At 61.3% G+C, this 23,302-nt stretch carries 28 protein-coding genes; 17 read left to right on the top strand and 11 right to left on the bottom strand.

The annotated features are described in order from the left end of the window. Nucleotides 1-48 precede the first annotated feature (48 nt). Complete coding sequence (locus ACIPQ1_RS02025; protein WP_250965550.1) at nucleotides 49-576, bottom strand: DUF4946 domain-containing protein; 528 nt, start codon at nucleotides 574-576, stop codon at nucleotides 49-51. A 194-nt stretch (nucleotides 577-770) separates the two neighbouring features. Between ACIPQ1_RS02025 and gloA the strand changes: the two genes are divergently transcribed. Then, a complete protein-coding gene (gene gloA / locus ACIPQ1_RS02020) occupies nucleotides 771-1,292 on the top strand; it encodes a lactoylglutathione lyase (protein WP_250965549.1) in 522 nt (173 codons plus the stop codon). A 417-nt stretch (nucleotides 1,293-1,709) separates the two neighbouring features. Here gloA and ahpF read toward each other — a convergent pair whose 3' ends face one another. From ahpF to galU, 4 genes are all read right to left on the bottom strand, one after another. Beyond that, nucleotides 1,710-3,272: an alkyl hydroperoxide reductase subunit F gene (ahpF, locus tag ACIPQ1_RS02015; protein WP_411387186.1), complete on the bottom strand. Its 1,563-nt coding sequence runs from the start codon at nucleotides 3,270-3,272 to the stop codon at nucleotides 1,710-1,712. A gap of 125 nt (nucleotides 3,273-3,397) precedes the next feature. Continuing rightward, the gene (ahpC, locus tag ACIPQ1_RS02010) at nucleotides 3,398-3,961 is read right to left on the bottom strand and encodes an alkyl hydroperoxide reductase subunit C (RefSeq protein WP_053122943.1); all 564 of its coding nucleotides are present in this window, start codon (nucleotides 3,959-3,961) and stop codon (nucleotides 3,398-3,400) included. A gap of 283 nt (nucleotides 3,962-4,244) precedes the next feature. Further along, the gene (gene gorA, locus ACIPQ1_RS02005) at nucleotides 4,245-5,600 is read right to left on the bottom strand and encodes a glutathione-disulfide reductase (protein WP_446533480.1); all 1,356 of its coding nucleotides are present in this window, start codon (nucleotides 5,598-5,600) and stop codon (nucleotides 4,245-4,247) included. 358 nt (nucleotides 5,601-5,958) lie between these two features. Next, nucleotides 5,959-6,798: a UTP--glucose-1-phosphate uridylyltransferase GalU gene (gene galU, locus ACIPQ1_RS02000; RefSeq protein ID WP_003182953.1), complete on the bottom strand. Its 840-nt coding sequence runs from the start codon at nucleotides 6,796-6,798 to the stop codon at nucleotides 5,959-5,961. A gap of 234 nt (nucleotides 6,799-7,032) precedes the next feature. Between galU and ACIPQ1_RS01995 the strand changes: the two genes are divergently transcribed. Together ACIPQ1_RS01995 and ACIPQ1_RS01990 are read left to right on the top strand one after the other, a co-directional pair. After that, a complete protein-coding gene (locus tag ACIPQ1_RS01995) occupies nucleotides 7,033-7,245 on the top strand; it encodes a hypothetical protein (RefSeq protein WP_060741669.1) in 213 nt (70 codons plus the stop codon). 129 nt (nucleotides 7,246-7,374) lie between these two features. Further along, the gene (locus ACIPQ1_RS01990; RefSeq protein ID WP_186709309.1) at nucleotides 7,375-7,656 is read left to right on the top strand and encodes a hypothetical protein; all 282 of its coding nucleotides are present in this window, start codon (nucleotides 7,375-7,377) and stop codon (nucleotides 7,654-7,656) included. Nucleotide 7,657: 1 nt separating this feature from the next. On the opposite strand, the gene ACIPQ1_RS01985 is transcribed toward ACIPQ1_RS01990, so the two are convergent. Continuing rightward, nucleotides 7,658-7,888 (bottom strand): hypothetical protein, encoded by a 231-nt coding sequence (locus tag ACIPQ1_RS01985; protein WP_186709307.1) that lies wholly within the window; start codon nucleotides 7,886-7,888, stop codon nucleotides 7,658-7,660. Nucleotides 7,889-7,998: 110 nt separating this feature from the next. After that, nucleotides 7,999-8,349, bottom strand: a complete 351-nt coding sequence (locus tag ACIPQ1_RS01980; protein ID WP_053122953.1) for a hypothetical protein — start codon at nucleotides 8,347-8,349, stop codon at nucleotides 7,999-8,001. 202 nt (nucleotides 8,350-8,551) lie between these two features. On the opposite strand from ACIPQ1_RS01980, the gene ACIPQ1_RS01975 reads away from it, so the two are divergent. From ACIPQ1_RS01975 to ada, 5 genes are all read left to right on the top strand, one after another. Continuing rightward, on the top strand, nucleotides 8,552-8,854 hold the full coding sequence (locus ACIPQ1_RS01975) for a DUF1883 domain-containing protein (RefSeq protein ID WP_003182962.1): 303 nt from the start codon (nucleotides 8,552-8,554) through the stop codon (nucleotides 8,852-8,854). A 28-nt stretch (nucleotides 8,855-8,882) separates the two neighbouring features. Further along, the gene (locus ACIPQ1_RS01970; RefSeq protein ID WP_250965542.1) at nucleotides 8,883-9,053 is read left to right on the top strand and encodes a hypothetical protein; all 171 of its coding nucleotides are present in this window, start codon (nucleotides 8,883-8,885) and stop codon (nucleotides 9,051-9,053) included. A gap of 268 nt (nucleotides 9,054-9,321) precedes the next feature. Continuing rightward, the gene (locus ACIPQ1_RS01965) at nucleotides 9,322-10,041 is read left to right on the top strand and encodes a 2OG-Fe(II) oxygenase (protein WP_411387184.1); all 720 of its coding nucleotides are present in this window, start codon (nucleotides 9,322-9,324) and stop codon (nucleotides 10,039-10,041) included. Further along, nucleotides 10,028-10,708, top strand: a complete 681-nt coding sequence (gene alkB, locus ACIPQ1_RS01960; RefSeq protein ID WP_250965540.1) for a DNA oxidative demethylase AlkB — start codon at nucleotides 10,028-10,030, stop codon at nucleotides 10,706-10,708. The genes ACIPQ1_RS01965 and alkB overlap by 14 nt, the downstream gene beginning before the upstream one ends. A gap of 87 nt (nucleotides 10,709-10,795) precedes the next feature. After that, nucleotides 10,796-11,869 (top strand): bifunctional DNA-binding transcriptional regulator/O6-methylguanine-DNA methyltransferase Ada, encoded by a 1,074-nt coding sequence (gene ada / locus ACIPQ1_RS01955; RefSeq protein ID WP_411387183.1) that lies wholly within the window; start codon nucleotides 10,796-10,798, stop codon nucleotides 11,867-11,869. Here ada and ACIPQ1_RS01950 read toward each other — a convergent pair. Beyond that, on the bottom strand, nucleotides 11,833-12,321 hold the full coding sequence (locus ACIPQ1_RS01950) for a GyrI-like domain-containing protein (RefSeq protein WP_446533479.1): 489 nt from the start codon (nucleotides 12,319-12,321) through the stop codon (nucleotides 11,833-11,835). The genes ada and ACIPQ1_RS01950 overlap by 37 nt on opposite strands. A 149-nt stretch (nucleotides 12,322-12,470) precedes the next feature. Here ACIPQ1_RS01950 and ACIPQ1_RS01945 point away from each other — a divergent pair, with 149 nt between their 5' ends. The 8 genes from ACIPQ1_RS01945 (at nucleotide 12,471) to ACIPQ1_RS01910 (ending at nucleotide 19,174) form a co-directional block, all read left to right on the top strand. Beyond that, nucleotides 12,471-13,541, top strand: coding sequence for an NAD(P)H-dependent flavin oxidoreductase (locus tag ACIPQ1_RS01945; protein WP_446533478.1), 1,071 nt, complete (start codon nucleotides 12,471-12,473; stop codon nucleotides 13,539-13,541). A gap of 478 nt (nucleotides 13,542-14,019) precedes the next feature. Next, complete coding sequence (gene modA, locus ACIPQ1_RS01940; RefSeq protein ID WP_446533477.1) at nucleotides 14,020-14,772, top strand: molybdate ABC transporter substrate-binding protein; 753 nt, start codon at nucleotides 14,020-14,022, stop codon at nucleotides 14,770-14,772. Continuing rightward, complete coding sequence (gene modB / locus ACIPQ1_RS01935; protein WP_186729699.1) at nucleotides 14,773-15,453, top strand: molybdate ABC transporter permease subunit; 681 nt, start codon at nucleotides 14,773-14,775, stop codon at nucleotides 15,451-15,453. A gap of 3 nt (nucleotides 15,454-15,456) precedes the next feature. Beyond that, on the top strand, nucleotides 15,457-16,536 hold the full coding sequence (modC, locus tag ACIPQ1_RS01930) for a molybdenum ABC transporter ATP-binding protein (protein ID WP_446533476.1): 1,080 nt from the start codon (nucleotides 15,457-15,459) through the stop codon (nucleotides 16,534-16,536). A gap of 206 nt (nucleotides 16,537-16,742) precedes the next feature. Then, a complete protein-coding gene (locus tag ACIPQ1_RS01925) occupies nucleotides 16,743-17,798 on the top strand; it encodes a DNA topoisomerase IB (RefSeq protein WP_207961686.1) in 1,056 nt (351 codons plus the stop codon). A 118-nt stretch (nucleotides 17,799-17,916) separates the two neighbouring features. Next, nucleotides 17,917-18,480: an ATP-dependent Clp protease proteolytic subunit gene (locus ACIPQ1_RS01920; protein ID WP_250965899.1), complete on the top strand. Its 564-nt coding sequence runs from the start codon at nucleotides 17,917-17,919 to the stop codon at nucleotides 18,478-18,480. A 223-nt stretch (nucleotides 18,481-18,703) separates the two neighbouring features. Next, complete coding sequence (locus ACIPQ1_RS01915) at nucleotides 18,704-18,883, top strand: general stress protein (RefSeq protein ID WP_082343568.1); 180 nt, start codon at nucleotides 18,704-18,706, stop codon at nucleotides 18,881-18,883. A gap of 63 nt (nucleotides 18,884-18,946) precedes the next feature. Further along, complete coding sequence (locus tag ACIPQ1_RS01910) at nucleotides 18,947-19,174, top strand: hypothetical protein (protein ID WP_250965900.1); 228 nt, start codon at nucleotides 18,947-18,949, stop codon at nucleotides 19,172-19,174. A gap of 202 nt (nucleotides 19,175-19,376) precedes the next feature. Here ACIPQ1_RS01910 and ACIPQ1_RS01905 read toward each other — a convergent pair whose 3' ends face one another. Both ACIPQ1_RS01905 and ACIPQ1_RS01900 read right to left on the bottom strand, forming a co-directional pair. Then, nucleotides 19,377-20,132, bottom strand: coding sequence for an OBAP family protein (locus ACIPQ1_RS01905; protein ID WP_446533475.1), 756 nt, complete (start codon nucleotides 20,130-20,132; stop codon nucleotides 19,377-19,379). Nucleotides 20,133-20,237: 105 nt separating this feature from the next. Further along, nucleotides 20,238-20,771 carry a DUF3087 family protein gene (locus ACIPQ1_RS01900; protein ID WP_446533474.1) on the bottom strand — a complete coding sequence of 178 codons (534 nt, stop codon included), beginning with the start codon at nucleotides 20,769-20,771 and terminating at the stop codon, nucleotides 20,238-20,240. Between the two features lie 217 nt (nucleotides 20,772-20,988). Here ACIPQ1_RS01900 and ppnN point away from each other — a divergent pair, with 217 nt between their 5' ends. Then, the gene (gene ppnN / locus ACIPQ1_RS01895) at nucleotides 20,989-22,362 is read left to right on the top strand and encodes a nucleotide 5'-monophosphate nucleosidase PpnN (protein ID WP_053122984.1); all 1,374 of its coding nucleotides are present in this window, start codon (nucleotides 20,989-20,991) and stop codon (nucleotides 22,360-22,362) included. Between the two features lie 129 nt (nucleotides 22,363-22,491). Here the strand turns inward: ppnN and ACIPQ1_RS01890 are convergent, their stop codons facing one another. Then, nucleotides 22,492-23,151: an HAD family hydrolase gene (locus tag ACIPQ1_RS01890; protein ID WP_446533473.1), complete on the bottom strand. Its 660-nt coding sequence runs from the start codon at nucleotides 23,149-23,151 to the stop codon at nucleotides 22,492-22,494. Nucleotides 23,152-23,302: the final 151 nt, after the last annotated feature.

The raw sequence follows: 23,302 nt of genomic DNA, 5'->3' as shown, positions 1-23,302 counted from the left end.
TGGACTAAACTTTAGGGTTAACCCCTTTGGGGTATTACGTTGAAGGCATCATAGTTTCAAACTGTTTCGCACCGACTGTATTTCATCCTGGCTTTCAACAAACGCCTGCGCCTGCCCGGCATAGGACAGCACATAAGCCTTGCCCTCATTTAGTGCCGCGACGAGTGCCTGAGACAATACATGTCGTCCGTTTTGCGTGATCGTGCAAGTGGTTTCCAATGCAGTTACGCCACCCAACATGGAAGCATGCACCTTAGTGCATACACTTTGATAACCGCCCCGGAAAAAATCCTTCTGGATTGATTTGCGCATTTCCAGCAACACGCCTTGCAAGTTGACCTGGTGATCGGGGGCGACCGGGGTCGTGGTCAGCTCCAAGACCATCACGGCATTGCCAGCCGGATCACTCTTGGTGGCCCGTTGGCGCAGGGTTCCCGGGGCTGCCGAGGACAATGCCTCTGCGGGCAGCGGTTCGACGACCCAGCCCTGGGGCCAGGTAATTTGCGGTTCGGACGCCTGGACGCCGCCGATACTCACCAGCAGCAGGACAAACAGCGAAAGGAACGGTCGAATCATTGCGTTGGCACTCAAGAACGAAGCGTGAAGTCTGAAGGCCGAGGCAGAACCAGGCAATAGCCACGGGCGGTTTGGCGGCGCCACGTCCCTTGCGTATCATGGGCGTAGCTGCAAGGAAGCCGTTGACGCAAGCCCAGGAACCGTCGCGACCATGCTTGCGACGCCGTTTGCCCCACTTTTTTCCCGGAGGGCCCATGAGCCTGCACGAACTCAATACTTTCCCTGGCGTCACCGCCCAACCTGACGCCGCCACGGCCCAGTTCGTCTTCAACCACACCATGCTGCGAGTCAAGGACATCACCCAGTCCCTGGATTTCTACACCCGCGTGCTAGGTTTCTCGCTGGTGGAAAAGCGCGACTTCCCGGAAGCCGAATTCAGCCTGTATTTCCTGGCGTTGGTGGACAAGCACCAGATCCCGGCGGACGCGGCAGCGCGTACCGAATGGATGAAGTCGATCCCTGGCATCCTGGAACTGACCCACAACCACGGCACCGAAAGCGACCCGGCGTTCGCCTACCATAACGGCAACACCGCCCCTCGCGGCTTCGGCCATATCTGCATCTCGGTACCGGACGTCGTCGCAGCCTGCGAGCGCTTCGAAGCACTGGGCTGCAACTTCCAGAAACGCCTGAGCGACGGTCGCATGAAAAGCCTGGCCTTCATCAAGGACCCGGATGGCTACTGGGTCGAGATCATCCAGCCTGCGCCGTTGTAAATCCACAGCAGGATCACAAGTTCTACAACCACATCAGCCCCCTTGTGGGAGCCAATGCTGTTCACTTGAGGCAATCGACAAACCCGTGGCGAGGGAGCTTGCTCCCGCTGGGCCGCGAAGCGGCCCCAAAACCTGCCATGTGCGGCGTATCAGACACACCGCCCCCGCCGGTTTACGACTGCTTCGCAGCCGAGCGGGAGCAAGCTCCCTCGCCACAGGGTCAGCATTTTTCTTAAGTGAACGGCATTACCTTGTGGGAGCGAGCTTGCTCGCGATGGCGGTCTGTCTGGCACATCAATATTGAATGGGCTGCAGCTATCGCGAGCAAGCTCGCTCCCACAGGAGAATGCGTGATTCGAATAAAAAACCCCATGAGCCAATGGCTCATGGGGTTTTGTGTTTTCCGCTATCGGTTGTTCAGGCCGGCGCGGAGGTGCGGATCAGGTGATCGAAGGCACTCAGGGAAGCCTTGGCGCCCTCGCCCACGGCGATCACGATCTGCTTGTACGGCACGGTGGTCACGTCACCGGCGGCGAACACGCCAGGGATCGAGGTTTCACCTCGGGCATCGACGATGATCTCGCCACGGGGTGACAACTCAACGGTGCCCTTGAGCCAATCGGTGTTAGGCAACAGGCCGATCTGCACGAAGATCCCCTCCAGCGCCACGTCGCGCACTTCACCGCTCGGACGATCCTTGTAGCGCAAGCCGTTGACCTTCTGGCCATCACCCGTCACTTCGGTGGTCTGGGCGTTGGTGATCACCGTCACGTTCGGCAGGCTGTGCAGCTTGCGCTGCAACACCGCGTCGGCACGTAATTGCACATCGAACTCCAGCAAGGTGACGTGGGCGACGATACCGGCCAGGTCGATCGCCGCTTCGACGCCGGAGTTACCGCCGCCAATCACCGCCACGCGCTTGCCCTTGAACAGCGGGCCGTCGCAGTGCGGGCAGTATGCCACGCCCTTGTTGCGGTATTGCTGCTCGCCCGGCACGTTCATTTCGCGCCAGCGGGCACCGGTCGCCAGGATCACGGTCTTGGCCTTGAGGCTCGCACCGCTGGCGAACTTGATTTCATGCAGCCCGCCGTCCTTGCCCGGCACCAGGCCGTCGGCACGTTGCAGGTTCATGATGTCCACGTCGTACTGCTTGACGTGCTCTTCCAGGGCGACGGCCAGTTTCGGCCCTTCGGTTTCCTGGACCGAGATGAAGTTCTCGATGGCCATGGTGTCCAGCACCTGGCCACCGAAACGTTCGGCCGCCACACCGGTGCGAATGCCTTTACGGGCCGCGTAGATCGCCGCCGAAGCGCCGGCCGGGCCACCGCCGACCACCAGCATATCAAAGGCGTCCTTGGCGCTGATTTTCTCGGCCTGGCGTTCGATACCGCTGGTATCGATCTTGGCGAGAATCTCTTCCAGGCCCATGCGGCCCTGGCCAAAGTTCACGCCGTTCAGGTAAATGCTGGGCACAGCCATGATCTGGCGCTCATCGACTTCGGCCTGGAACAGCGCGCCGTCGATGGCGACGTGGCGAATGTTCGGGTTCAGCACCGCCATCAAGTTCAGCGCCTGGACCACGTCCGGGCAGTTCTGGCACGACAGCGAGAAATACGTCTCGAAGTTGAACTCGCCCTTGAGCGAGCGGATCTGTTCGATGACTTCGACACTGGCCTTCGACGGGTGGCCACCGACTTGCAGCAGGGCCAGCACCAGCGAAGTGAATTCATGCCCCATGGGAATGCCGGCGAAACGCAGGCTGATATCGGCTCCCGGGCGGTTCAACGAAAACGAAGGCTTGCGCGCATCGGTGCCGTTGTCGAGCAAAGTAATCTGGTGGGAAAGACTGGCAACGTCTTGGAGTAACGCGAGCATTTCCTGGGATTTCGCACCGTCGTCGAGGGAGGCGACGATCTCGATCGGCTGGGTGACCCGTTCCAGGTATGACTTCAACTGAGCTTTAAGATTGGCGTCCAACATACGGGCGATTTCCATTTTTTTGAATTTCAGAAAAAACAACGCCCGAGCGAATCTCGCCCGGGCGTTTTGTGGGGCGAAGCGGCTTACTTGATTAAGAGCGGATCGCCCTCGGATGACTCACAGGTTTAGATCTTGCCGACCAGGTCCAGGGACGGAGCCAGGGTGGCCTCGCCTTCTTTCCACTTGGCTGGGCAGACTTCGCCTGGGTGAGCGGCAACGTACTGAGCGGCCTTGATCTTGCGCAGCAGCTCGGAAGCGTCACGGCCTACACCGCCGTCGTTGATTTCAACGATCTTGATCTGGCCTTCCGGGTTGATCACGAAAGTACCGCGGTCAGCCAGGCCGACTTCTTCGATCAGCACGTCGAAGTTGCGGGAGATGACGTGGGTCGGGTCGCCGATCATGGTGTACTGGATCTTGCCGATGGCTGGCGAAGTGTTGTGCCAGGCCGCGTGGGCAAAGTGAGTGTCGGTGGAAACGCTGTAGATCTCGACGCCCAGTTTCTGGAATTCGGCGTAGTTATCGGCCAGGTCTTCCAGTTCGGTTGGGCAGACGAAGGTGAAGTCAGCCGGGTAAAAGAACACGACAGACCACTTGCCTTTCAGGTCGGCGTCCGACACTTCGACGAAAGCGCCGTTTTTGAAAGCGGTGGCGTTGAACGGTTTGACTTGGCTGTTGATGATAGGCATCGATGTTTCTCCGTCAGGGGTTGAAAAGTTGATGGAGAGGATCTTACCCACTCATCTCCAGGCTGGCTCATTGGCAAACCTGATGCGAATGATTGGTTTTGGCTATCAGGAATCTATATAGATAGAAGAAATCTGTAGGGCCGTGTAGGAGCTGTCGAGTGCAACGAGGCTGCGATCTTTTGATCTTGATCTTTCGCTTGGGACTCAAGCGTTTGGGGAAAGATCGCAGCCTCGTTGCACTCGACAGCTCCTACATAGCTTCTATGCAGCGTATAAAGCTGCGTCAGGCGGCGGGGGTACGCATCGTCACGAATTCTTCGGCGGCAGTTGGGTGCACGCCGATGGTTTCGTCGAAGTCGCGCTTGGTAGCGCCGGCCTTGAGAGCGATGGCCAAGCCTTGGACGATTTCCCCGGCGTCCGGTCCAACCATGTGGCAGCCCAAGACTTTATCGGTATTGGCATCGACGACCAGTTTCATCAAGGTGCGTTCCTGGCAGTCGGTGAGGGTCAGCTTCATCGGCCGGAAACGGCTTTCAAAAATTTGTACCTCATGCCCCTCCTCCCGGGCCTGCTCTTCGGTCAGGCCCACCGTGCCGATGTTCGGCAGGCTGAACACGGCGGTGGGGATCATCCGGTAATCCACCAGGCGATACTGCTCGGGCTTGAACAGCCGCCGTGCCACCGCCATGCCTTCGGCCAGGGCCACGGGCGTAAGCTGCACACGGCCGATCACATCGCCAATGGCCAGGATCGACGGTTCAGTGGTCTCGTATTTTTCGTTGACCTGCACGAAGCCTTTTTCGTCCAGCTTGACGCCCGTGTTTTCCAGCCCAAGGTTGTCCAGCATCGGCCGTCGGCCCGTGGCGTAGAACACACAATCGGTCGACAGCGTGCGACCGTCCTTGAGCGTCACCTTGAGGCTGCCGTCCGCTTCTTTATCGATGCTCTGGATGTCGGCGTTGAATTGCAGATCCAGGCCACGACGTTGCAGCTCTTCAGCCAGATGCTTGCGCACGGCGCCGTCGAAGCCACGCAGGAACAAGTCACCGCGATAGAGCAAGGACGTCTGCGCGCCCATGCCATGGAAAATCCCGGCGAATTCAACGGCAATGTAGCCGCCGCCCACCACCAGCATGCGCTTGGGCAACGTCTTGAGGAAAAACGCCTCGTTGGAACTGATGGCATGCTCGCGACCTGGAATGTCAGGGATTACCGGCCAGCCGCCCGTGGCGATCATGATGTGTTCGGCGGTGTAGCGCTGGCCGTTGATCTCGACTTCGTGCGGGCCGCTGATCCTGGCGTGGCCTTCATGCAACGTCACGCCACTGTTGACCAGCAGGTTACGGTAGATACCGTTGAGGCGATTGATCTCGCGGTCCTTGTTGGCGATCAACGTGGCCCAGTCGAAACTCGCCTCGCCCGCCGTCCAGCCATAGGCCGATGCCTGCTCGAAGTCCTCGGCGTAATGCGCGCCGTAGACCAGCAGCTTTTTCGGCACGCAGCCCACGTTCACGCAGGTCCCGCCCAGGTAGCGGCTTTCCGCCACGGCCACCTTGGCCCCGAAACCGGCGGCGAACCGCGCAGCCCGCACGCCACCGGAACCGGCGCCAATCACATACAAGTCAAAATCGTAGGCCATCTTCTATCTCCTTCGGCAGGTCACCAGCATACCTGCTGTTTTCGCCAGAGGCAGCGTTGCGATGGTTATGGGGGCGGAAAATGGAAAAGCCAGTTGGGTTGGATCGAATGGGCAACCTAAGCGCAATTTCTGTGGGAGCGAGCTTGCTCGCGATAGCGTCGGCACATTCGGCACCGATGCAAGCTGACCCACCGCCATCGCGAGCAAGCTCGCTCCCACAGTAGTTTTGGGTGGTCTCAGGATTTTCATACCTCACAGGGTTTTGTTTGTGGGATTGAGGCGTTGCGAGATTTTTCCCCAAGCAAAAAAAAACGCCCCGAACCATTCGGGGCGTTTTTTCAAGGCGTGGCGCGGGCTATCAGTAAGCCTTGCCCGTCTTGTAGAAGTTCTCGAAGCAGAAGTTGGTCGCGTCGATGTAGCCTTCGGCGCCACCGCAGTCAAAACGCTTGCCCTTGAACTTGTAGGCCATGACGCAGCCGTTCTGGGCCTGTTTCATCAGGGCGTCGGTGATCTGGATTTCGCCGCCCTTGCCTGGCTCGGTCTGTTCGATCAGGTCGAAGATGTCCGGGGTCAGGATGTAGCGACCGATGATCGCCAGGTTCGACGGTGCGTCTTCAGGCTTTGGTTTTTCAACCATGCTGTGGACGCGGTAGATGTCGTCGCGGATCATTTCGCCGGCGATCACGCCGTACTTGTTGGTTTCCTGCGGATCGACTTCCTGGATCGCCACGATGGAGCAGCGGAACTGCTTGTACAGCTTGACCATCTGGGTCAGGACGCCGTCGCCTTCGAGGTTGACGCACAGGTCGTCCGCCAGGACCACGGCGAACGGTTCGTCACCGATCAGTGGGCGACCGGTCAGGATCGCGTGGCCCAGGCCTTTCATTTCGGTCTGGCGGGTGTAGGAGAACGAGCACTCATCCAGCAATTTGCGGATGCCGACCAGGTACTTTTCCTTGTCGGTGCCTTTGATCTGGTTTTCCAGCTCGTAGCTGATGTCGAAATGGTCTTCCAGGGCGCGCTTGCCACGGCCAGTCACGATGGAGATTTCAGTCAGACCCGCATCAAGGGCTTCTTCGACGCCGTACTGGATCAGTGGCTTGTTCACCACCGGCAGCATTTCTTTGGGCATGGCTTTAGTCGCTGGCAGGAAGCGAGTACCGTAACCGGCTGCTGGGAACAAGCATTTCTTGATCATATAAGTCCTTGAAAAGGCGGTGTGTACGAGTTTCGGCGCAGTCTAATCAGGCGACGGGCACCTTACAATGCCCGCACTGGCCAACCGGTGCCATCATAGAGAAATAAAAAACGGCGGATAGTTCAATCGCCTTTCGTTTCGATGGCTGCAGCGGTCCACTGTACGCCAGTGAGCGCTGTTTGCGAGCATTTGACGTATCATGGCGGCCTTGATCACGCCAACTGAGGCAGCTAGATGTCGGCAAGAAACGCAAACGGTTATTCGGTCAGCCAGGGCAAGGACGGCCAGTGGTGGATTATCAACTACCACGGCGAGCAGGTCGCCGGCCCCTTGCCCAGCAAGGCCATGGCCGTGGAAGTGGCTGCGGTATTCCAGGACGAACGCGCGGCTCCAGCGACAAAAGAACGCGAAAGCGCCCCCGCCCGCAGCCCTCGCCGCAAGAAATGAGCCGCAGGAAATAAACAGACGAGCCTCTAGTAAATGCCACCGGCGCATCGAACGAGGCTTGTTTAGCTGTACCGCAATGGCCATTCGCTATAACCTCGCCATTGCCCTTCCCTCCTCGATGACGATCCCATGAAAACACTTCTGGCGCTGTTTACAGTCCTGGCCCTGGCGGGCTGTGCCTCGGCCGAAAAAACCTATCTCGATAATGGTGAGCAAGGCTTGGCGATCGACTGTTCGGGCGAGGCCAATTCCTGGGCGACTTGCTATGAAAAGGCCGATGCGTCCTGTGCCGGCACTGGCTACCGCATCGTCGGCACCGACGGCACGCCCCAGGCCAAGGACAGCGAGAAGACCCTGGGCGTCGACGTCGGCAACTTCAGCAGCCGCAGTGTCGTGGTGGTCTGCAAATAAGTTAGATGTGTATTTCGGCGAACTTGATGCCCAGCCCACGTATGGTCTCGACCAGGTCATCGAGCTGGCTGAAGGACTCGACTTCGTCCTGCTCATCGACCAGGAAAAAACTGCGCCCGGCGCTTTTCTTGAAGAATACGATCCATTCGCCCGGGCTCGCCGGGTTCTGGATCACGTGGGTAGCAAAGATAAGGCCTTCTGCATGGCGCTCGCGCACCTGCTCGCGTTTCATCGAGTGACTCCATGAATGACAATGCCGCCAACGTTGACCGTGGCGGCATTTTTTGTCGAGGGACAGCAGTTTATCCGATGGCCGGTCCGCTCGTCAGGCGCTGACGGTGTTCAGCCGGAAATGCAGGCGTTGGCGGCATCCTGCACGTCGCCCGGACGCACGGGCACGTTGGACATGCTTTCGTGCAACTTGATGCTGCTACCACTGGAACGCTCGTCAATGTCGAACACTGCCGCTGGCAGGGTCGACAGTTTGCCCGGGACGATCAGCCGCACGCCGTTCTTGTGCGGCTCCATCTGCAGCGAACCACGGCTGCTGGCCAGCTTGTCGGCCACGCACTTGGCATATTCGTGGGGTTTCTTTCCGGAGATGACGCTCATGGTGGGGGGCGTCTGGTTGATGTCCGATACCGATGCACATCCACTCATGGCCAATGCCAACACCCACACGCTGCGCTTCATATGTTTCCTCCAATAAAGATGCTCCGACAGTGCAAACACCGTTTTGCTCCGGTGCCGCACCGCTTTTTTTTCCCGCTACCTGCGATAAATGAACAAAGCCTGGCGCGCGGGCCGGATATTAACACTCGGGGCTGATAAACTGCGCCTCATTGCCCCTTGCTATCGTTTTGATTTTGTAGAAAAAGCCCTTCTGGAGGCGCCCATGAAATTCATTCACCAGCGCGAGCACCTGAACGAAGACGACATTGTCGTCATCGAATGCTCGCAGATGTGCAACATCCGTTTGATGAACGACGCCAACTTCCGCAGCTTCAAGAACGGCGGCCGGCACACGTATCACGGCGGCGCGTTCGACACCTTCCCGGCCAGGATCACGGCGCCGAGCACCGGTTTCTGGAACATCACCATCGACACCGTCAACCGCCGTGCAATCAGCGTCACGCGCAAGCCGACCCTGACCCACAAGATCAAGATCATCCGGCGCTCCAGCTCGAAACTGAGCTGAACATCGCCCTTTCAAGAAAGGCAAAACCGTGGCCCAGACGACCAAATACGTCATCAAGTACAAGCTCAACAACGAGCGCCGCTTCGAATTCGCGCAACTGGAAACCGGCACCGAGGAAGAAGCCCTGGCCGCGTTGCAAAAGCTGCACGGCGAGACCGACGATGTGATCAGCGAGGTCAAGGTCAGCAAGGCGCTGTAATGGCTCATCCTGATTGATTTTTGTAGCCACTGGGTGGGCACGATGCTTTTGTGGCGAGGGAGCTTGCTCCCGCTCGGCTGCGCAGCAGTCGCAAAACCTGCTGGCGCGGTCTGCCTGCAAGAACACGTCAGTCATTTTGGGTCGGCTTCGCCGCCCAGCGGGAGCAAGCTCCCTCGCCACAGGGATGGCTGCGCACCGCAAGAATCGGAGTGCCCGGCAACGCCGCACTGCGCAGACTGAACAGTCCTTTCCAACAAGGATTGCCATCATGCCCCCTACGCTTTCCCTGCCCCAACACCTCGTCAACCTGGACTGGCCCACCCTGGAGCACAGTCTCGACCAGGACGGCTGTGCAATCATTCGCAACCTGCTGCCGCCATCGCAATGCCGGCAACTGAGTGGTTTGTACGCCGAACCCAGCCTTTTCCGTTCACGGGTGATCATGGCCCGCCATGGATTCGGGCGCGGTGAGTATCAGTATTTTCGCTATCCGCTACCGGACCTCATCCAACAGCTGCGTCAGTCGCTGTACCCCATGCTGGTGCCGCTGGCGAACCGCTGGAATGAATCCATGGGCCTGGACGTGCGCTACCCCCACAAACACACCGACTTTATCCAGCGCTGCCACGCCGCCGGACAATCGCGCCCCACACCGTTGTTGCTGCAATACGGCCCGCAGGACTACAACTGCCTGCACCAGGATCTGTACGGCGAGCAGGTGTTCCCCTTGCAGGTCGCGATCCTGCTGTCGGAACCGGGCCGGGAGTTTACCGGTGGCGAGTTTGTCCTCACCGAACAACGCCCGCGCATGCAGTCGCGGCCCCTGGTCATGGATCTGAAACAGGGCGATGCGCTGGTGTTTGCTGTGCACCAGCGGCCGGTCAAAGGCGTTCGCGGTTATTATCGGGTGAACATGCGCCATGGCGTCAGCCGCGTGCACAGTGGCAGACGGCACACCCTGGGAATCATTTTTCATGATGCGCAATAACGACACACCGATCACCTTGGACCTGTTCGCCGAGCAGGCGCCCACCCCGCCCGGCCAGGTCGAGCAAGTCGGCCAGCAAGCGTTCGTGCTGCGCGGGTTTGCCCTGCCCTGGCTCGAGCGCTTGCTGCCGGTGCTGGAGAGCGTCTTGCAAGCTGCGCCGTTCCGGCAGATGGTCACGCCCGGCGGCTTTACCATGTCGGTGGCCTTGAGCAGTTGCGGCGCGCTGGGCTGGACCACCGACCGCAGCGGCTATCGCTACACCGCCCATGACCCACAGACCGGCCGCCCCTGGCCCGACATGCCGGCGGTGTTTCGCGAACTGGCCCAGGCTGCCGCCCGCCAGGCGGGGTTCGAGGCGTTCGAGCCCGACGCCTGCCTGATCAACCGCTATGTGCCCGGCGCGCGAATGTCGCTGCACCAGGACAAGAACGAGCGCTCCCTCGACGCCCCCATCGTCTCGATGTCCCTGGGCTTGCCGGCGGTGTTCCAGTTCGGCGGCTTCGCGCGCAGCGACAAAAGCCTGCGCATCCCGCTGTTCCATGGCGACATCGTGGTCTGGGGCGGCGTGGACCGCTTGCGTTATCACGGCGTGCTGCCGCTCAAGGAAGGACAACACCCGCGCCTGGGCGCCCAGCGGATCAACCTGACGTTTCGCACCGCCGGGTGAAGGTGCAGAATTCGACCGCAAGACCCGGAGTGTCGCCCTCTCGCAGGCTGGCTAATGTAGCCAAAACGGGCCAATGGAATAACGACCATGAACAGCACTTCAAACAATCTCGCCGCTGAACAGGATCCTCGCTGGGCCGCCGTGCTCGCCCGCGATCCGCGCGCCGACGGAACATTTGTCTATGGCGTGAAAACCACCGGCATCTACTGCCACCCCAGCAGCCTGTCGCGCCTGCCCAACCCGCGCAACGTCGAATTCTTCGACACGCCGGAACAGGCCCAGGCCGCCGGCTACCGGCCCAGCAAGCGCGTGGCTCGGGACCAGACCCAGGTCGCCGCCCAACAAGCGGCCCGGGTCGCGGCGGCCTGCCGGCAGATCGAGGCCGCCGAGGCACTCCCCGGCCTGAATGAACTGGCAGACAGCGCCGGCTTGAGTCCCTTCCATTTTCATCGGGTCTTCAAGGCCGTCACCGGCTTGACCCCCAAGGGTTACGCCGCCGCCCACCGCTCACGCAAGGTCCGCGAACGCCTGGCCGATGGCGGCACCATCACCGAGGCGTTGTACGACGCCGGTTTCAATTCCAACAGCCGTTTCTATGAGGCGGCCGACAAGGTGTTGGGCATGAAGCCCGCCGACTACCGCGCCGCCGGGCAGAATACCGACATCCGTTTCGCCGTCGGCCAGTGCTCCCTCGGGGCGATCCTGGTGGCGCAAAGCGAGCGTGGCGTATGCGCGATCCTGCTGGGCGACGATCCGGATACGCTGGTGCGCGACCTGCAGGACAAATTCCGCCGGGCCAACCTCATCGGTGCCGACCGGGAGTTCGAGCAGTTGATCGCCCAAGTGGTGGGCTTCATCGAAGCTCCCGCCTTGGGCCTGGACCTGCCCTTGGACCTGCGCGGTACCGCCTTCCAGGAGCGAGTCTGGCAAGCGTTGCGGGACATCCCCGCCGGCAGCACCGCCAGCTACGCCGAGATTGCCCAGCGCATCGGCATGCCCAAGGCCGTGCGCGCCGTGGCCCAAGCCTGTGGCGCCAACAGCCTGGCAGTGGCGATCCCTTGCCACCGGGTGGTGCGCAGCGACGGCAACCTGTCGGGCTATCGCTGGGGCGTGGAGCGCAAGCGTCAATTGCTGGCGCTGGAACGCTCGTCCGGGGATTGAATGCCGATGTAGATCGCCACGGATTCGGGGCCGCTGTAGACCTCGAAATCGCTGGTGAAACGGCGCAGCGTCTGGGGGTTATCGGCGAAGTACGCCCAGATCAAGCCCCAGGTCTGGATCACGCAATCGGGCATCGCCCCCTTGGCCGAAAACACCAGGTAATCCCCGCCCTCGATGTCCACGGCGGGGTAGCCTGCGCTGGTCGCATCCACCTGCACCCCGGCCGTTACGTCGAAGTGGCCGGTGGCGTCGGACTCGTAATTGGAATAGACACCGTAGACGAACGACTCCGACTGCCGGGCCGGAATCGTGTCGAACAACCCTTCGGTGAAGAATTGTTGCCACATCGGGCCGATCCTGGCCGTGTCGGGATGCTGCTCGTCGGTGTTGCGGGTGCGCACCTGCAAACCGGCCACGGTGAAGGGTTCGACGGTCTTGAGTTTCACATCCATGGGTCAGGCTCCTTGATGTATGAAGCCCGCATGGTAACCCTCACGGCGCCGGGATCAAGCGGCGAGCACTTGATTGAAAAACTCGACTGGCCGTCGCCGGCCCACACCTGTTAAAAACGCTGTTTCCTTCTGCCGTCGGAGACCCGTACATGAGCCAGTGGCCAGACACTCGCATTCTTGACTTGCTCGGCATCGAGCTGCCCATCATCCAGGGGCCGTTGGCCGGGGTGACCGGGCCGGCCATGGTGGTCGCGACCTGCAATGCCGGCGGGTTGGGTTCGATGCCGGCGGCGATGCTCGATGTCGAACAACTGCGCCAGGCGCTGACGACCATCCGCGAGCAGACCGACAAACCATTCAATGTGAATTTTTTCTCTCACCAGCCACCGGCCTTCGACGAACAACGGGCCGAGGCCTGGAAGCAACGGCTCAAGCCGTACTACGAGGAATTGGGCGTCGACTTCGACGCACCGACGCCGGTGTCCAACCGCACGCCTTTCGATGATGCAGCCTGCCGGGTGCTGGAGGAGATGCGCCCCAAGGTGGTGAGTTTCCATTTCGGTCTGCCGGAAAAATCCCTGCTGGACCGGGTCAAGGCCACCGGGGCGAAAATCCTTTCTTCGGCGACCACCGTCGAGGAAGCTATCTGGCTTGAACAGCACGGTTGCGACGCGATCATTGCCATGGGGTATGAAGCCGGGGGGCATCGCGGAATGTTCCTCAGCGACGACCTCAACACCCAGGTCGGGCTGTTTGCCCTGCTGCCGCAGGTGGTGGATGCGGTGAAGGTGCCGGTGATCGCCACCGGTGGCATTGGCGATGCGCGCGGGATTGTCGCGGCGTTCGCCCTCGGTGCCTCGGCGGCTCAATTGGGCAGCGCCTATCTGTTCACGCCCGAGGCGAAGATCAGCGCGTCCCATCACCGGGCGTTGCGCACGGCCAAGGAAAGCCAGACTGCGGTCACCAACCTGTTCACCGGCCGGCCGGCCCGGGGCATCGTCAACCGGGTCATGCGCGAAGTGGGCCCGATGAGTCCGCTGGCCCCAGCGTTCCCCCTGGCCGGGGGCGCGTTGATGCCGCTGCGGGCCAAGGGCGAAGCAGACTTCAGCAACCTCTGGGCCGGCCAGGCCTTCCCTCTGGGCCGCGAGTTGCCGGCGGCCGAGTTGACGCGGCGGTTGGCCGAGGAGGCATTGGCCCGACTCCACAGGGCGAATGTCTGATCGAGCGCTATCGCGAGCAAGCTCGCTCCCACAGGGGATAGGGGGCAACCGGCAAATCTGGACACACCACCGGACCTGTGGGAGCCGAGCTTGCTCGCGATAGCGGTAGCACATTCAACAGGGATGCAAGCTGATCCACCGCCATCGCGAGCAGGCTCGCTCCCACAGGGAATAGGGGGCAACCGGGAAATCTGGATACACCGCCGGACCTGTGGGAGCAGAGCTTGCTCGCGATAGCGGTAGCACATTCAACAGGGATGCAAGCTGATCCACCGCCATCGCGAGCAAGCTCGGCTCCCACAGGGTTCGGCGGTGAACGTGAATCCGGCTCCCACCCCAGGCCTCGTGTGGGAGCGAGCTTGCTCGCGATGGGGCCAGCCCTGGCACCCTCACTGCCCAGGCAAAATGCCGCGTTCCGTTTGTCGGCCATTCGCTATATATTCCGGTATATAGCGAACCCACCCTCGGAGCCTCACCCATGCGCCTCACCTGCTTCGCGCCGTTGCTGTTGATCCCCTTCATGACGATTGGTGCCGTCCAGGCCGCCGAGGTGCAGGTGGCGGTCGCTGCCAATTTCACCGCGCCGATCCAGGCCATCGCCGCCGCTTTCGAAAAAGACACCGGGCATAAACTGGTAGCAGCGTACGGCGCCACCGGGCAGTTCTACACGCAGATCAAGAACGGCGCGCCGTTCGAAGTGTTCCTCGCCGCCGATGACACCACCCCGGCCAGGCTCGAAAGCGAAGGCGACACCGTCAAGGGCTCGCGTTTCACCTATGCCATCGGCACCCTGGCGCTGTGGTCGGCCAAGGCCGGTTATGTCGACAACAAGGGCCAAGTCCTCCAGCATGGCGACTTCCAACACCTGTCCATCGCCAACCCGAAAACCGCGCCCTATGGCCTGGCCGCGACCCAGGTGCTGGACAAGCTCGGCTTGACCGCCCAGGTCAAAGGCAAACTGGTCGAAGGCCAGAACATCACCCAGGCCTATCAGTTCGTCTCCACCGGTAACGCTGAACTGGGCTTCGTCGCCTTGTCCCAGGTGTACAAGGACGGCAAGGTAACGGGCGGTTCGGCATGGATCGTCCCTGCCGACCTGCACGATCCGATCAAACAGGACGCGGTGATCCTCGACAAAGGCCGGGACAACCCCGCCGCCGCCGCCCTGGTGGATTACCTTAAAGGCCCGAAAGCCGCCGCCATCATCCAGACCTACGGTTACCAACGCTAAATGCCCCTGACCAGCGCCGATTACGCCGCCATCTGGCTGACCCTGAAACTGGCGTCATTGACTACGGTGATCCTGCTGCTCATCGGCACGCCCATCGCATTGTGGCTGTCGCGCACCCGCTCCTGGCTGCGCGGGCCGGTGGGTGCGGTGGTGGCATTGCCCTTGGTGCTGCCGCCCACGGTGATCGGCTTCTATCTGTTGCTGGCGTTGGGGCCGAACGGCTGGATCGGCCAGTTCACCCAAGCCCTCGGGTTGGGCACCCTCACCTTCAGTTTCACCGGGTTGGTGATCGGCTCGGTGATCTATTCCATGCCGTTTGTGGTGCAGCCGTTGCAGAACGCCTTCGCCGCCATCGGCAGTCGCCCCTTGGAAGTCGCCGCCACTTTGCGGGCCGGGCCCTGGGACACGTTTTTCAGCGTCATCCTGCCCCTGGCCCGCCCCGGTTTCATCACCGCGGCGATCCTCGGTTTCGCCCACACCGTTGGCGAATTCGGCGTGGTGCTGATGATCGGCGGCAACATCCCGGAGAAAACCCGGGTGGTGTCAGTGCAGATCTACGACCATGTCGAAGCCCTGGAATATGCCCAGGCCCACTGGCTGGCGGCGGCGATGCTGGTGTTTTCATTCCTCGTGCTGCTGGCGCTGTACTCCAGCCGCCGAGCCCGCGCTGGCTGGAGCTGATCGATGATTCACGCGCGTTTGCAACTCGACCATGGGGCGTTTTCCCTGGACCTGGATGTGCAACTGCCGGGCCGTGGCGTGACAGCCTTGTATGGGCCTTCCGGTTCCGGCAAGACCACCTGCCTGCGCTGCATTGCCGGATTGGAACGGCCGGCCCAGGGGTTTATCGAAGTCAATGGCCACGTGTGGCAGGACAGTGAGCGCGGTGTGTTCGTGCCGCCCCACAAGCGTCCCGTGGGGTACGTGTTCCAGGAGGCGAGCCTGTTTGCCCATCTGTCGGTGCGGGCCAACCTGGCATTCGGCCTCAAGCGCATTGCACCGGCACAACGGCGGGTGGACATGGACCAGGCCACCGACCTGCTGGGCATCGGGCACTTGCTCGATCGGCAGCCGCACAACCTCTCCGGCGGCGAACGCCAACGGGTGGGCATCGCCCGCGCCTTGCTCACCAGCCCGCGACTGTTGCTGATGGATGAGCCGCTGGCGGCCCTCGACACCCGACGTAAAAACGAGATACTGCCTTATCTGCAACGGCTCCACGATGAGCTGGACATCCCGGTGCTGTACGTCAGCCATTCCCAGGACGAAGTGGCGCGCCTGGCCGATCACATCGTGCTGCTCGACGCTGGTCGCGCCCAGGCCAGCGGCCCCATCGGCGAAACCCTGGCCCGGCTCGACCTGCCATTGGCCCTGGGGGATGACGCCGGAGTGGTGATCGAAGGCAAGGTCAGCGGCTATGACCCGGCGTATCAATTGCTGACCTTGAACCTGCCCGACAGCCAACTGAACGTCCGCGTGGCCCACACCTCATTGGCCCCCGGCCAATCGCTGCGTTTCAAGGTCCAGGCCCGGGATGTCAGCCTCAGCCTGGCGAATGATGCCCAGACCAGCATTCTCAACCGCCTGCCGGTCACCGTGATCAGCGAACAGGCCGCCGACAACGCCGCCCATGTGCTGATCCGCCTGGAAGCGGCCGGCACCCCGCTGCTGGCGCGCATTACTCGCTACTCCCGCGACCAGTTGAAGCTGCACCCTGGGCAGGTGTTGTGGGCACAGATCAAGGCGGTGGCGGTGTTGGCTTAGGGTATCGAGCCACACCACTCTATTGTGGGAGCGGGCTTGCTCGCGAAGGCGACGGCACATTCAATACTTTTGCTGGCTGACTCACCGCTTTCGCGAGCAAGCCCGCTCCCACAGGTTTGGGGGGACCTTAAAATCTTGGCACGACCAGAACAGCCTGCGGTCAATGAATTCACAGGCCACCGGATTCGTTGCCAAGGATTTTTTTCATGCCCGACACCCTGCCGCCGGATGCACTGCCGGCCGACCTGCATTATGTCGATGACACGGCCCCGGGCATCACCCGCAAGAAGCTCCGGGGCAAATTCTGTTATTTCGACCCGCAGGGCCAACGCATCACTGACGCCGCCGAGATCCAGCGCATCAACGCCCTGGCGGTGCCGCCGGCCTACACCGATGTCTGGATTTGCACCGACCCTCGTGGCCATCTCCAGGCCACCGGGCGCGATGCCCGCGGGCGCAAGCAGTATCGCTACCATGCGCGCTGGCGTGAGGTGCGCGATGCGGACAAGTATTCGCGGATGCTGGAGTTCGGACGCGCCCTGCCACGCTTGCGCAAACGCCTGGAAGAAATCCTCGCCACGCCCGGCTTCAGCCGCGACAAAGTGCTGGCCACGGTCATCACCCTGCTGGACGTGACCCTGATCCGCGTCGGCAACCCCCAATACGCTCGCGCCAATCGCTCCTACGGCCTGACCACCCTGCGCAACAAACATGTCGAGGTCAACGGCAGCGCCATCGCCTTCCAGTTCCGTGGCAAGAGCGGCGTCGAGCACCAGATCACCGTGAAGGACCGGCGCCTGGCGCGGATCATCAAGCGCTGCCAGGAGATCCCCGGGCAGAACCTGTTCCAGTACCTGGACGAACATGGCGAGCGCCACTCCATCAGCTCTTCGGACATCAACGCCTACCTCAAGACGCTGACCGGCGCCGATTTCACCGCCAAGGACTACCGCACCTGGGCCGGCAGCGCAGCGGCGCTGGCCGGGCTGCGGGCGCTGCGTTGGGAAACCGAGACCGAAGCCAAGAAACACGTCACCGAGATGGTCAGGCAGGTCTCCCGACAACTGGGCAACACGCCGACCGTCTGTCGTAAATGCTACATCCACCCCGCGGTGGTGGAAGGTTTCCTGCTCGGTGCCCTGAAGGCCTTGCCCAAACCCCGGGCCCGCAAAGGCCTCAGCGAAGAAGAAGCCGGACTGGCGCTATTCTTGAAGCGTATGACCCAAACGGCCGAGGCCTGCGAACAGGCGCAATCGGGTTAATGCAATGGGCCCGCGGCGAGTCGAGGCGGTGGAACATCGGCAGACCAGCGGACTCCCAACTGTAGGGCACGACCACTGCGCAGGTATTCAAAAAGGGTGAAATCGACAGGAGTTTCAGATGTCCGAACACATTGTCCATTTTCATTGCCAGATCGACCAGGGAACCACGGAACGCTTTCGCGACAACTGCCTGGAGGCCATCGAGCAAGGCGCCGACTCACTGATGCTCAACCTCTCCACCGTCGGCGGCAGCACCAACTTCGGTTTCACGCTGTATACCTTCATCAAGTCCCTTCCGGTGCCGGTGCGTGCAGTCAACGCCGGCAATATCGAGTCGATGGGCATCGTCATGTTTCTGGCCGCCAGCGACCGCACCACCACCCCGCATTCGCGCTTCCTGATTCATCCGATGAACTGGTATTTCGGCCAGAAATCCGTGGACCATTCACGCTTGCGCGAGTACCTGTCCAGCCTGGACAACGACGTGGCGCGGTACGTGGAGATCTACGTCAAGGAAACCGCCGGCGCGGCGACCCAATTGGATATCTTCAAGTGCCTGTGCGCCGAGGAACGAGTGATTCCGGCCGAGAATTCCCTGGCCTTTGGCATCGCCCACCGGGTCGAACAAGTGGTGTTCCCTGCGGAAGCCAAGCATTGGAAAGTCAGCGGCGGTGAAGATTAAACAATGGCATTGACAAATAACATGTTCGTTGGCTTTTCAATTAAAAGCGGCAATCTTGTATAACTTCCAAGCGAAGCGGCTGTATAACTTTTTTCCTGTACCTAACAAGCTGGTTACCGTTCGTCGCCAACGAAACGTTTTCTTTAAACTTCCCTCGGGAATTTTCTTTCACAGTTAGGCGAGGCAGTTTTTGCTCGCTTTAACCAAAATGAGGATTCTCAAAATGGCTAACACCGGAAACAAGAACCCAGGTAATTTCGCAAATGATCGTGAGAAAGCTTCGGAAGCCGGCAAGAAAGGCGGACACGCTTCGGGCGGCAATTTTGCAAATGACCGGGAAAAAGCCTCTGAAGCCGGCCGCAAAGGTGGCGAACGCAGCCATGGCGGCGGCAGGAAATCGTAACCTGGAAAACCGTCGGGGCGCAGTACTGCTGCGCCCTGGCGCTTAACCGCACCGAGGCCGCCCATGAGCAACCAGGATCGATTCATTATCAGTTTCATCAGCAACAACCAACCTGACAATCGTGTGGTGCAGGCAAGCACCGAGACATTGAGTGCCGACGAAGCCGAAGCACTCTTGAGGACGACGTTCAGTGAACTCAAGGATGTTGAACTCAGCGATGTCCAAGTTCAGAAAAAAACCCGGCCCAACGAAGAAGAACATGGTGTGCCGGGGCATTTCAAACAACCGTAGTTCAAACTAACTGCGCGGCGTCCTATCCCGCTTTATTACTTCGAACACTTCGTGGCGAGGGAGCTTGCTCCCGCTGGGCTGCAAAGCAGCCCCCCTCTATTGCTCAACTCGGTCAGTGATACGCCTGAGGGTTAATGGGGCTCTGCGCAGCCCAGCGGGAGCAAGCTCCCTCGCCACAAAAAAGCGGAATTTCGACAACCTTTTAATGGGCGTGATCCCCAGTCGGATCCTTGATTTGCCACACCTGCCCTTTCTGCCAGGCGTCCGCCCCGGGATCGATCGCCGGCGCTTCAATACTCGCTCGGGCCCGCTTTTTCGCTTCGCTGTCGATTCCCATCCGACCGTCCCGCTCGCGTACCAGCCGTGAGTTGATCTGCCCGTCGGCCGTGAACCCCATCATCAACTGAGGCACTCCGTAAGGCAGTGCGTTGCCCTGTTCGGTGTGCCAGGTGTGCCAGGTCTTGCCATAGGTGCCGACTAGGTTTTCCATCAGCCGGGTTTCCGCGGCCTGGGGGATCCCCGGTGCGATCAATTGCCCGGATTTCACCTCATGCACATGGCTGTGCCACAGTTGTTTTTCACTGGCTGGCAACCCTTCGAACAAACGCTTGCTGATGATGTACTCGACGCCCATCAGCTTGGCGCTGGAGGTGTTGCCGTCGAAGATCGCGCACTGAAAGACTTCTTCGTTCAGCGCCGTGCAGTAGTGATGCGCTTCCATTTGCCCGGACATCCGCCCGTTATAGAAATGAAAACCATCGAGGTAGGTGTCCAGGGCCCGCAACGGCGGTTTGTCCTGCATGAGCCGCGCCCCGGTTTCCAGCGTCGCAGTGGTCGGGGTCTTCGCAGCGCCCGGCGCATCGACGGGCGAGCCGCTCGTACCGCCCGCGCAACCGGTCAATCCCAAAGCCGACGCCCAAAGCAGTGTCCAGGCGCCATAAACGCTTCGATCTGGCATGTCATCTCTCCTTTTCATGACTGTTCATGAGAAAGACCGTGCCGGGGGCGGGTTTGATTTTCCTGGCGGCCTACCGACGAATGGCGCGCCTCGGCAACTCTGCGATCAACCGGCGCTATGGATTTGCTTCACCGTCTCGATCCAGCTCGGGTCCAGGCGCGACTGTTCAGGGTCCAGGCCCAGCGCCTGCATCTTGGCCAGATGCGCGTCGGCCTCTCGCGCCAGGGAACCCTGGGCGCTGGAGTTGGCGTCCAGCTGATGCATCTGCGCCAGCCCCAGGTGATAGAAGCGCAGCAGCTTCATGGCGGCGGGGTCCTGGGCCTGCACACCGGCCGTCACCTGGTGCATGACGTTGGTGATTTTCATCAGGCTGCGCTTGAGTTGCCAGCCGTACACCGCGGCGGCCATCCACGGCTGCGACCAGAAATACTGGCGCATCAGCAACGCCATCGCCAACACGGCGACCATCACTCCGCCCAGGTTGAAGCGAAAGTTATCGCCTCCGGGCGTACCCAACAGCATCACGGCCAGGCTGGACAGCAACATCGCCAGGGCCAGGAACACCACCGCGATGATCAGGGTGCTGCGGCGGGTCTGCCTGCGGTAGGTGTCGCCATCCCACGGTTTGATCTCGAACATCGTGGCGCAATTTCCTTGTACGGCATCAAAAGAGTCACGCATTATCGCCTGCCCGGTCGATTTAGCTATGCTGGGGCTCATTTTGTATCGCTACCGACTCGCCGGGCGAGGATCGAAGTCCATGGCGATGGCGCAAGGATCGTGCGATCTTTCGGTGTGGACGTTTTTTTCAAGATGCCGTCGTTGTGTGCATGGCATCGTTTTCAAGGAAAGCTGAATGACTCAAAGACATGTAATCAACGCTTCGGTAAGCCCAAAAGGCAGCCTGGAAACCTTGTCCCAGCGCGAAGTGCAACAACTGAGCGAAGCCGGCTCCGGCAGCATCTACGACCTCTTCCGCCAGTGCGCCCTGGCCATCCTCAATACCGGCGCCCATGTCGATAACGCCAAGACCATCCTGGAAGCCTACAAGGACTTCGAGATCCGCATCCACCAGCAGGACCGGGGCGTGCGCCTGGAGCTGCTGAACGCGCCAGCCGACGCGTTCGTCGACGGCGAAATGATCGCCAGCACCCGCGAGATGCTGTTCAGCGCCCTGCGCGACATCGTCTACACCGAGAACGAGCTGGACAGCCAGCGCATCGACCTCAGCTCGTCCCAGGGCATCAGCGACTACGTGTTCCACCTGCTGCGCAACGCCCGCACCCTGCGCCCGGGTGTCGAGCCGAAAATTGTCGTGTGCTGGGGTGGTCACTCGATCAACACCGAAGAATACAAATACACCAAGAAAGTCGGCCACGAACTGGGCCTGCGCAGCCTGGACATCTGCACCGGCTGCGGCCCGGGCGTGATGAAAGGCCCGATGAAAGGCGCCACCATCGCCCACGCCAAGCAGCGCATCCATGGTGGTCGCTACCTGGGCCTGACGGAGCCGGGCATCATCGCCGCCGAGGCACCGAACCCGATCGTCAATGAGCTGGTGATCCTGCCGGACATCGAGAAACGCCTGGAAGCCTTCGTGCGGGTCGGCCACGGCATCATCATCTTCCCGGGCGGCGCCGGCACGGCGGAAGAGTTCCTCTACCTGCTGGGTATCCTGATGCACCCGGCCAACCAGGACCTGCCCTTCCCAGTGGTGCTCACCGGGCCGAAAAGCGCCGCGCCGTACCTCGACCAGTTGCACGCGTTTGTCGGTGCCACCCTGGGCGAGGCCGCGCAGAAGCACTATCAGATCATCATCGACGACCCGGCCGAAGTGGCCCGGCAGATGACCCAGGGGCTCAAGGAGGTCAAGCAATTCCGCCGCGAGCGCAACGACGCCTTCCACTTCAACTGGCTGCTGAAGATCGACGAGGGCTTCCAGCGCCCGTTCGACCCGACCCACGCCAACATGGCCAGCCTGGGCCTGAGCCGCGACCTGCCGGCCCACGAACTGGCCGCCAACCTGCGCCGCGCGTTTTCGGGGATCGTGGCCGGTAACGTCAAGGACAAGGGCATCCGCCTGATCGAGGAACACGGCCCTTACGAAATCCACGGCGACCCCGCCATCATGGAACCCCTCGACCGCCTGCTCCAGGCCTTCGTCGCTCAGCACCGCATGAAACTGCCGGGCGGCGCGGCGTATGTACCGTGCTATCGCGTGGTGACCTGATCTATCCAAGCACCGCAGATCCCATGTGGGAGCGAGCTTGCTCGCGAAGGCGTCGGCACATTCAGCACTGATGCAAGCTGACCCACCGCTATCGCGAGCAAGCTCGCTCCCACAGGGGATCAGCTGTGGTTACAGAATCCGCATCAGCCCGGCGTCATCCACTTCAAGGCCTAGCCCGAGGTAATCCTTGATCTGCGGATGAAGGGTCACCACTGGGTGCGTGTGCGTTGCCGTCACCACCAGGACGTCAGCCCCGGCGGCCTCGCCTGCCCGGATCCCGGCCTCGGCGTCTTCAAAGACCAGGCACTCCTGGGGCGCCACGTGCAGGCGTTCGGCAGCCAGGCGATAGCAGGTAGGGTTGGGCTTGCCGTCGCTGACGTCTTCGGCGGTGACCATCACGGCGGGACGGGGGATGCCCGCCGCTTCCATGCGACGCAAGGCCAACGCCATGGGGGCGGAGGTGACGATTGCCCAGCGCTCCGGCGGCAGGCTTTCCAGGAACGCCAGCGCACCGGGCACTTGCACCACCCCTTCGACGTCTTCGATTTCTTCCCGGGTAATCTGCTCGGCCTGCGCCTCGGCATCCACTCCCGGCAGTTGCTGGCGGGCAATGGTGTCGATGGCGCGCACGCCATGGATGGTCGGCAGGAACGTCGCCACGTCCACGCCATGGCTCAGGGCCCAGCGTGTCCAGATCCGTTCGGCGGCGGCGATGGAATTGAGCAGCGTGCCGTCCATGTCGAACAGGAAGGCGCGGTAGGCGATGTTGGAGCGCAGAGTGACAGGCATCGGATCCTCGGTGGGCGGCGTGGCGGGTGATGGCCACTGTAACATCGCCAGGCACCGAACCTGTGGGAGCGGGGGGGGGGGGGGGGGGGGGGGGGGAGGGGGGGGGGGGGGGTGGTTGTGAACACAGGAGGGGGGAGACACCCGGCCCCCC

Source organism: Pseudomonas sp. LARHCG127 (assembly GCF_052871455.1).
The sequence above is the reverse complement of the archived record's forward strand: the minus strand, read 5'-3'. Positions and strand labels throughout refer to the sequence as shown.

What these genes read in the sequence shown, in the direction of transcription:
- ACIPQ1_RS01910 (WP_250965900.1), top strand. Translation starts at nt 18,947, where the DNA reads ATGAGCAACCAGGATCGATTCATTATCAGTTTCATCAGCAACAACCAA.
- gorA (WP_446533480.1), bottom strand. Translation starts at nt 5,600, where the DNA reads ATGGCCTACGATTTTGACTTGTATGTGATTGGCGCCGGTTCCGGTGGC.
- ACIPQ1_RS01915 (WP_082343568.1), top strand. Translation starts at nt 18,704, where the DNA reads ATGGCTAACACCGGAAACAAGAACCCAGGTAATTTCGCAAATGATCGT.
- ppnN (WP_053122984.1), top strand. Translation starts at nt 20,989, where the DNA reads ATGACTCAAAGACATGTAATCAACGCTTCGGTAAGCCCAAAAGGCAGC.
- ACIPQ1_RS01950 (WP_446533479.1), bottom strand. Translation starts at nt 12,321, where the DNA reads ATGGATGTGAAACTCAAGACCGTCGAACCCTTCACCGTGGCCGGTTTG.
- ACIPQ1_RS01990 (WP_186709309.1), top strand. Translation starts at nt 7,375, where the DNA reads ATGAAAACACTTCTGGCGCTGTTTACAGTCCTGGCCCTGGCGGGCTGT.
- ACIPQ1_RS02025 (WP_250965550.1), bottom strand. Translation starts at nt 576, where the DNA reads ATGATTCGACCGTTCCTTTCGCTGTTTGTCCTGCTGCTGGTGAGTATC.
- ahpC (WP_053122943.1), bottom strand. Translation starts at nt 3,961, where the DNA reads ATGCCTATCATCAACAGCCAAGTCAAACCGTTCAACGCCACCGCTTTC.
- ACIPQ1_RS01975 (WP_003182962.1), top strand. Translation starts at nt 8,552, where the DNA reads ATGAAATTCATTCACCAGCGCGAGCACCTGAACGAAGACGACATTGTC.
- ACIPQ1_RS01945 (WP_446533478.1), top strand. Translation starts at nt 12,471, where the DNA reads ATGAGCCAGTGGCCAGACACTCGCATTCTTGACTTGCTCGGCATCGAG.
- modB (WP_186729699.1), top strand. Translation starts at nt 14,773, where the DNA reads ATGCCCCTGACCAGCGCCGATTACGCCGCCATCTGGCTGACCCTGAAA.
- gloA (WP_250965549.1), top strand. Translation starts at nt 771, where the DNA reads ATGAGCCTGCACGAACTCAATACTTTCCCTGGCGTCACCGCCCAACCT.
- ACIPQ1_RS01890 (WP_446533473.1), bottom strand. Translation starts at nt 23,151, where the DNA reads ATGCCTGTCACTCTGCGCTCCAACATCGCCTACCGCGCCTTCCTGTTC.
- ACIPQ1_RS01985 (WP_186709307.1), bottom strand. Translation starts at nt 7,888, where the DNA reads ATGAAACGCGAGCAGGTGCGCGAGCGCCATGCAGAAGGCCTTATCTTT.
- ACIPQ1_RS01905 (WP_446533475.1), bottom strand. Translation starts at nt 20,132, where the DNA reads ATGCCAGATCGAAGCGTTTATGGCGCCTGGACACTGCTTTGGGCGTCG.
- alkB (WP_250965540.1), top strand. Translation starts at nt 10,028, where the DNA reads ATGATGCGCAATAACGACACACCGATCACCTTGGACCTGTTCGCCGAG.
- galU (WP_003182953.1), bottom strand. Translation starts at nt 6,798, where the DNA reads ATGATCAAGAAATGCTTGTTCCCAGCAGCCGGTTACGGTACTCGCTTC.
- ACIPQ1_RS01920 (WP_250965899.1), top strand. Translation starts at nt 17,917, where the DNA reads ATGTCCGAACACATTGTCCATTTTCATTGCCAGATCGACCAGGGAACC.
- ACIPQ1_RS01995 (WP_060741669.1), top strand. Translation starts at nt 7,033, where the DNA reads ATGTCGGCAAGAAACGCAAACGGTTATTCGGTCAGCCAGGGCAAGGAC.
- ACIPQ1_RS01980 (WP_053122953.1), bottom strand. Translation starts at nt 8,349, where the DNA reads ATGAAGCGCAGCGTGTGGGTGTTGGCATTGGCCATGAGTGGATGTGCA.
- ada (WP_411387183.1), top strand. Translation starts at nt 10,796, where the DNA reads ATGAACAGCACTTCAAACAATCTCGCCGCTGAACAGGATCCTCGCTGG.
- ACIPQ1_RS01965 (WP_411387184.1), top strand. Translation starts at nt 9,322, where the DNA reads ATGCCCCCTACGCTTTCCCTGCCCCAACACCTCGTCAACCTGGACTGG.
- ACIPQ1_RS01900 (WP_446533474.1), bottom strand. Translation starts at nt 20,771, where the DNA reads ATGTTCGAGATCAAACCGTGGGATGGCGACACCTACCGCAGGCAGACC.
- ACIPQ1_RS01925 (WP_207961686.1), top strand. Translation starts at nt 16,743, where the DNA reads ATGCCCGACACCCTGCCGCCGGATGCACTGCCGGCCGACCTGCATTAT.
- ahpF (WP_411387186.1), bottom strand. Translation starts at nt 3,272, where the DNA reads ATGTTGGACGCCAATCTTAAAGCTCAGTTGAAGTCATACCTGGAACGG.
- modA (WP_446533477.1), top strand. Translation starts at nt 14,020, where the DNA reads ATGCGCCTCACCTGCTTCGCGCCGTTGCTGTTGATCCCCTTCATGACG.
- modC (WP_446533476.1), top strand. Translation starts at nt 15,457, where the DNA reads ATGATTCACGCGCGTTTGCAACTCGACCATGGGGCGTTTTCCCTGGAC.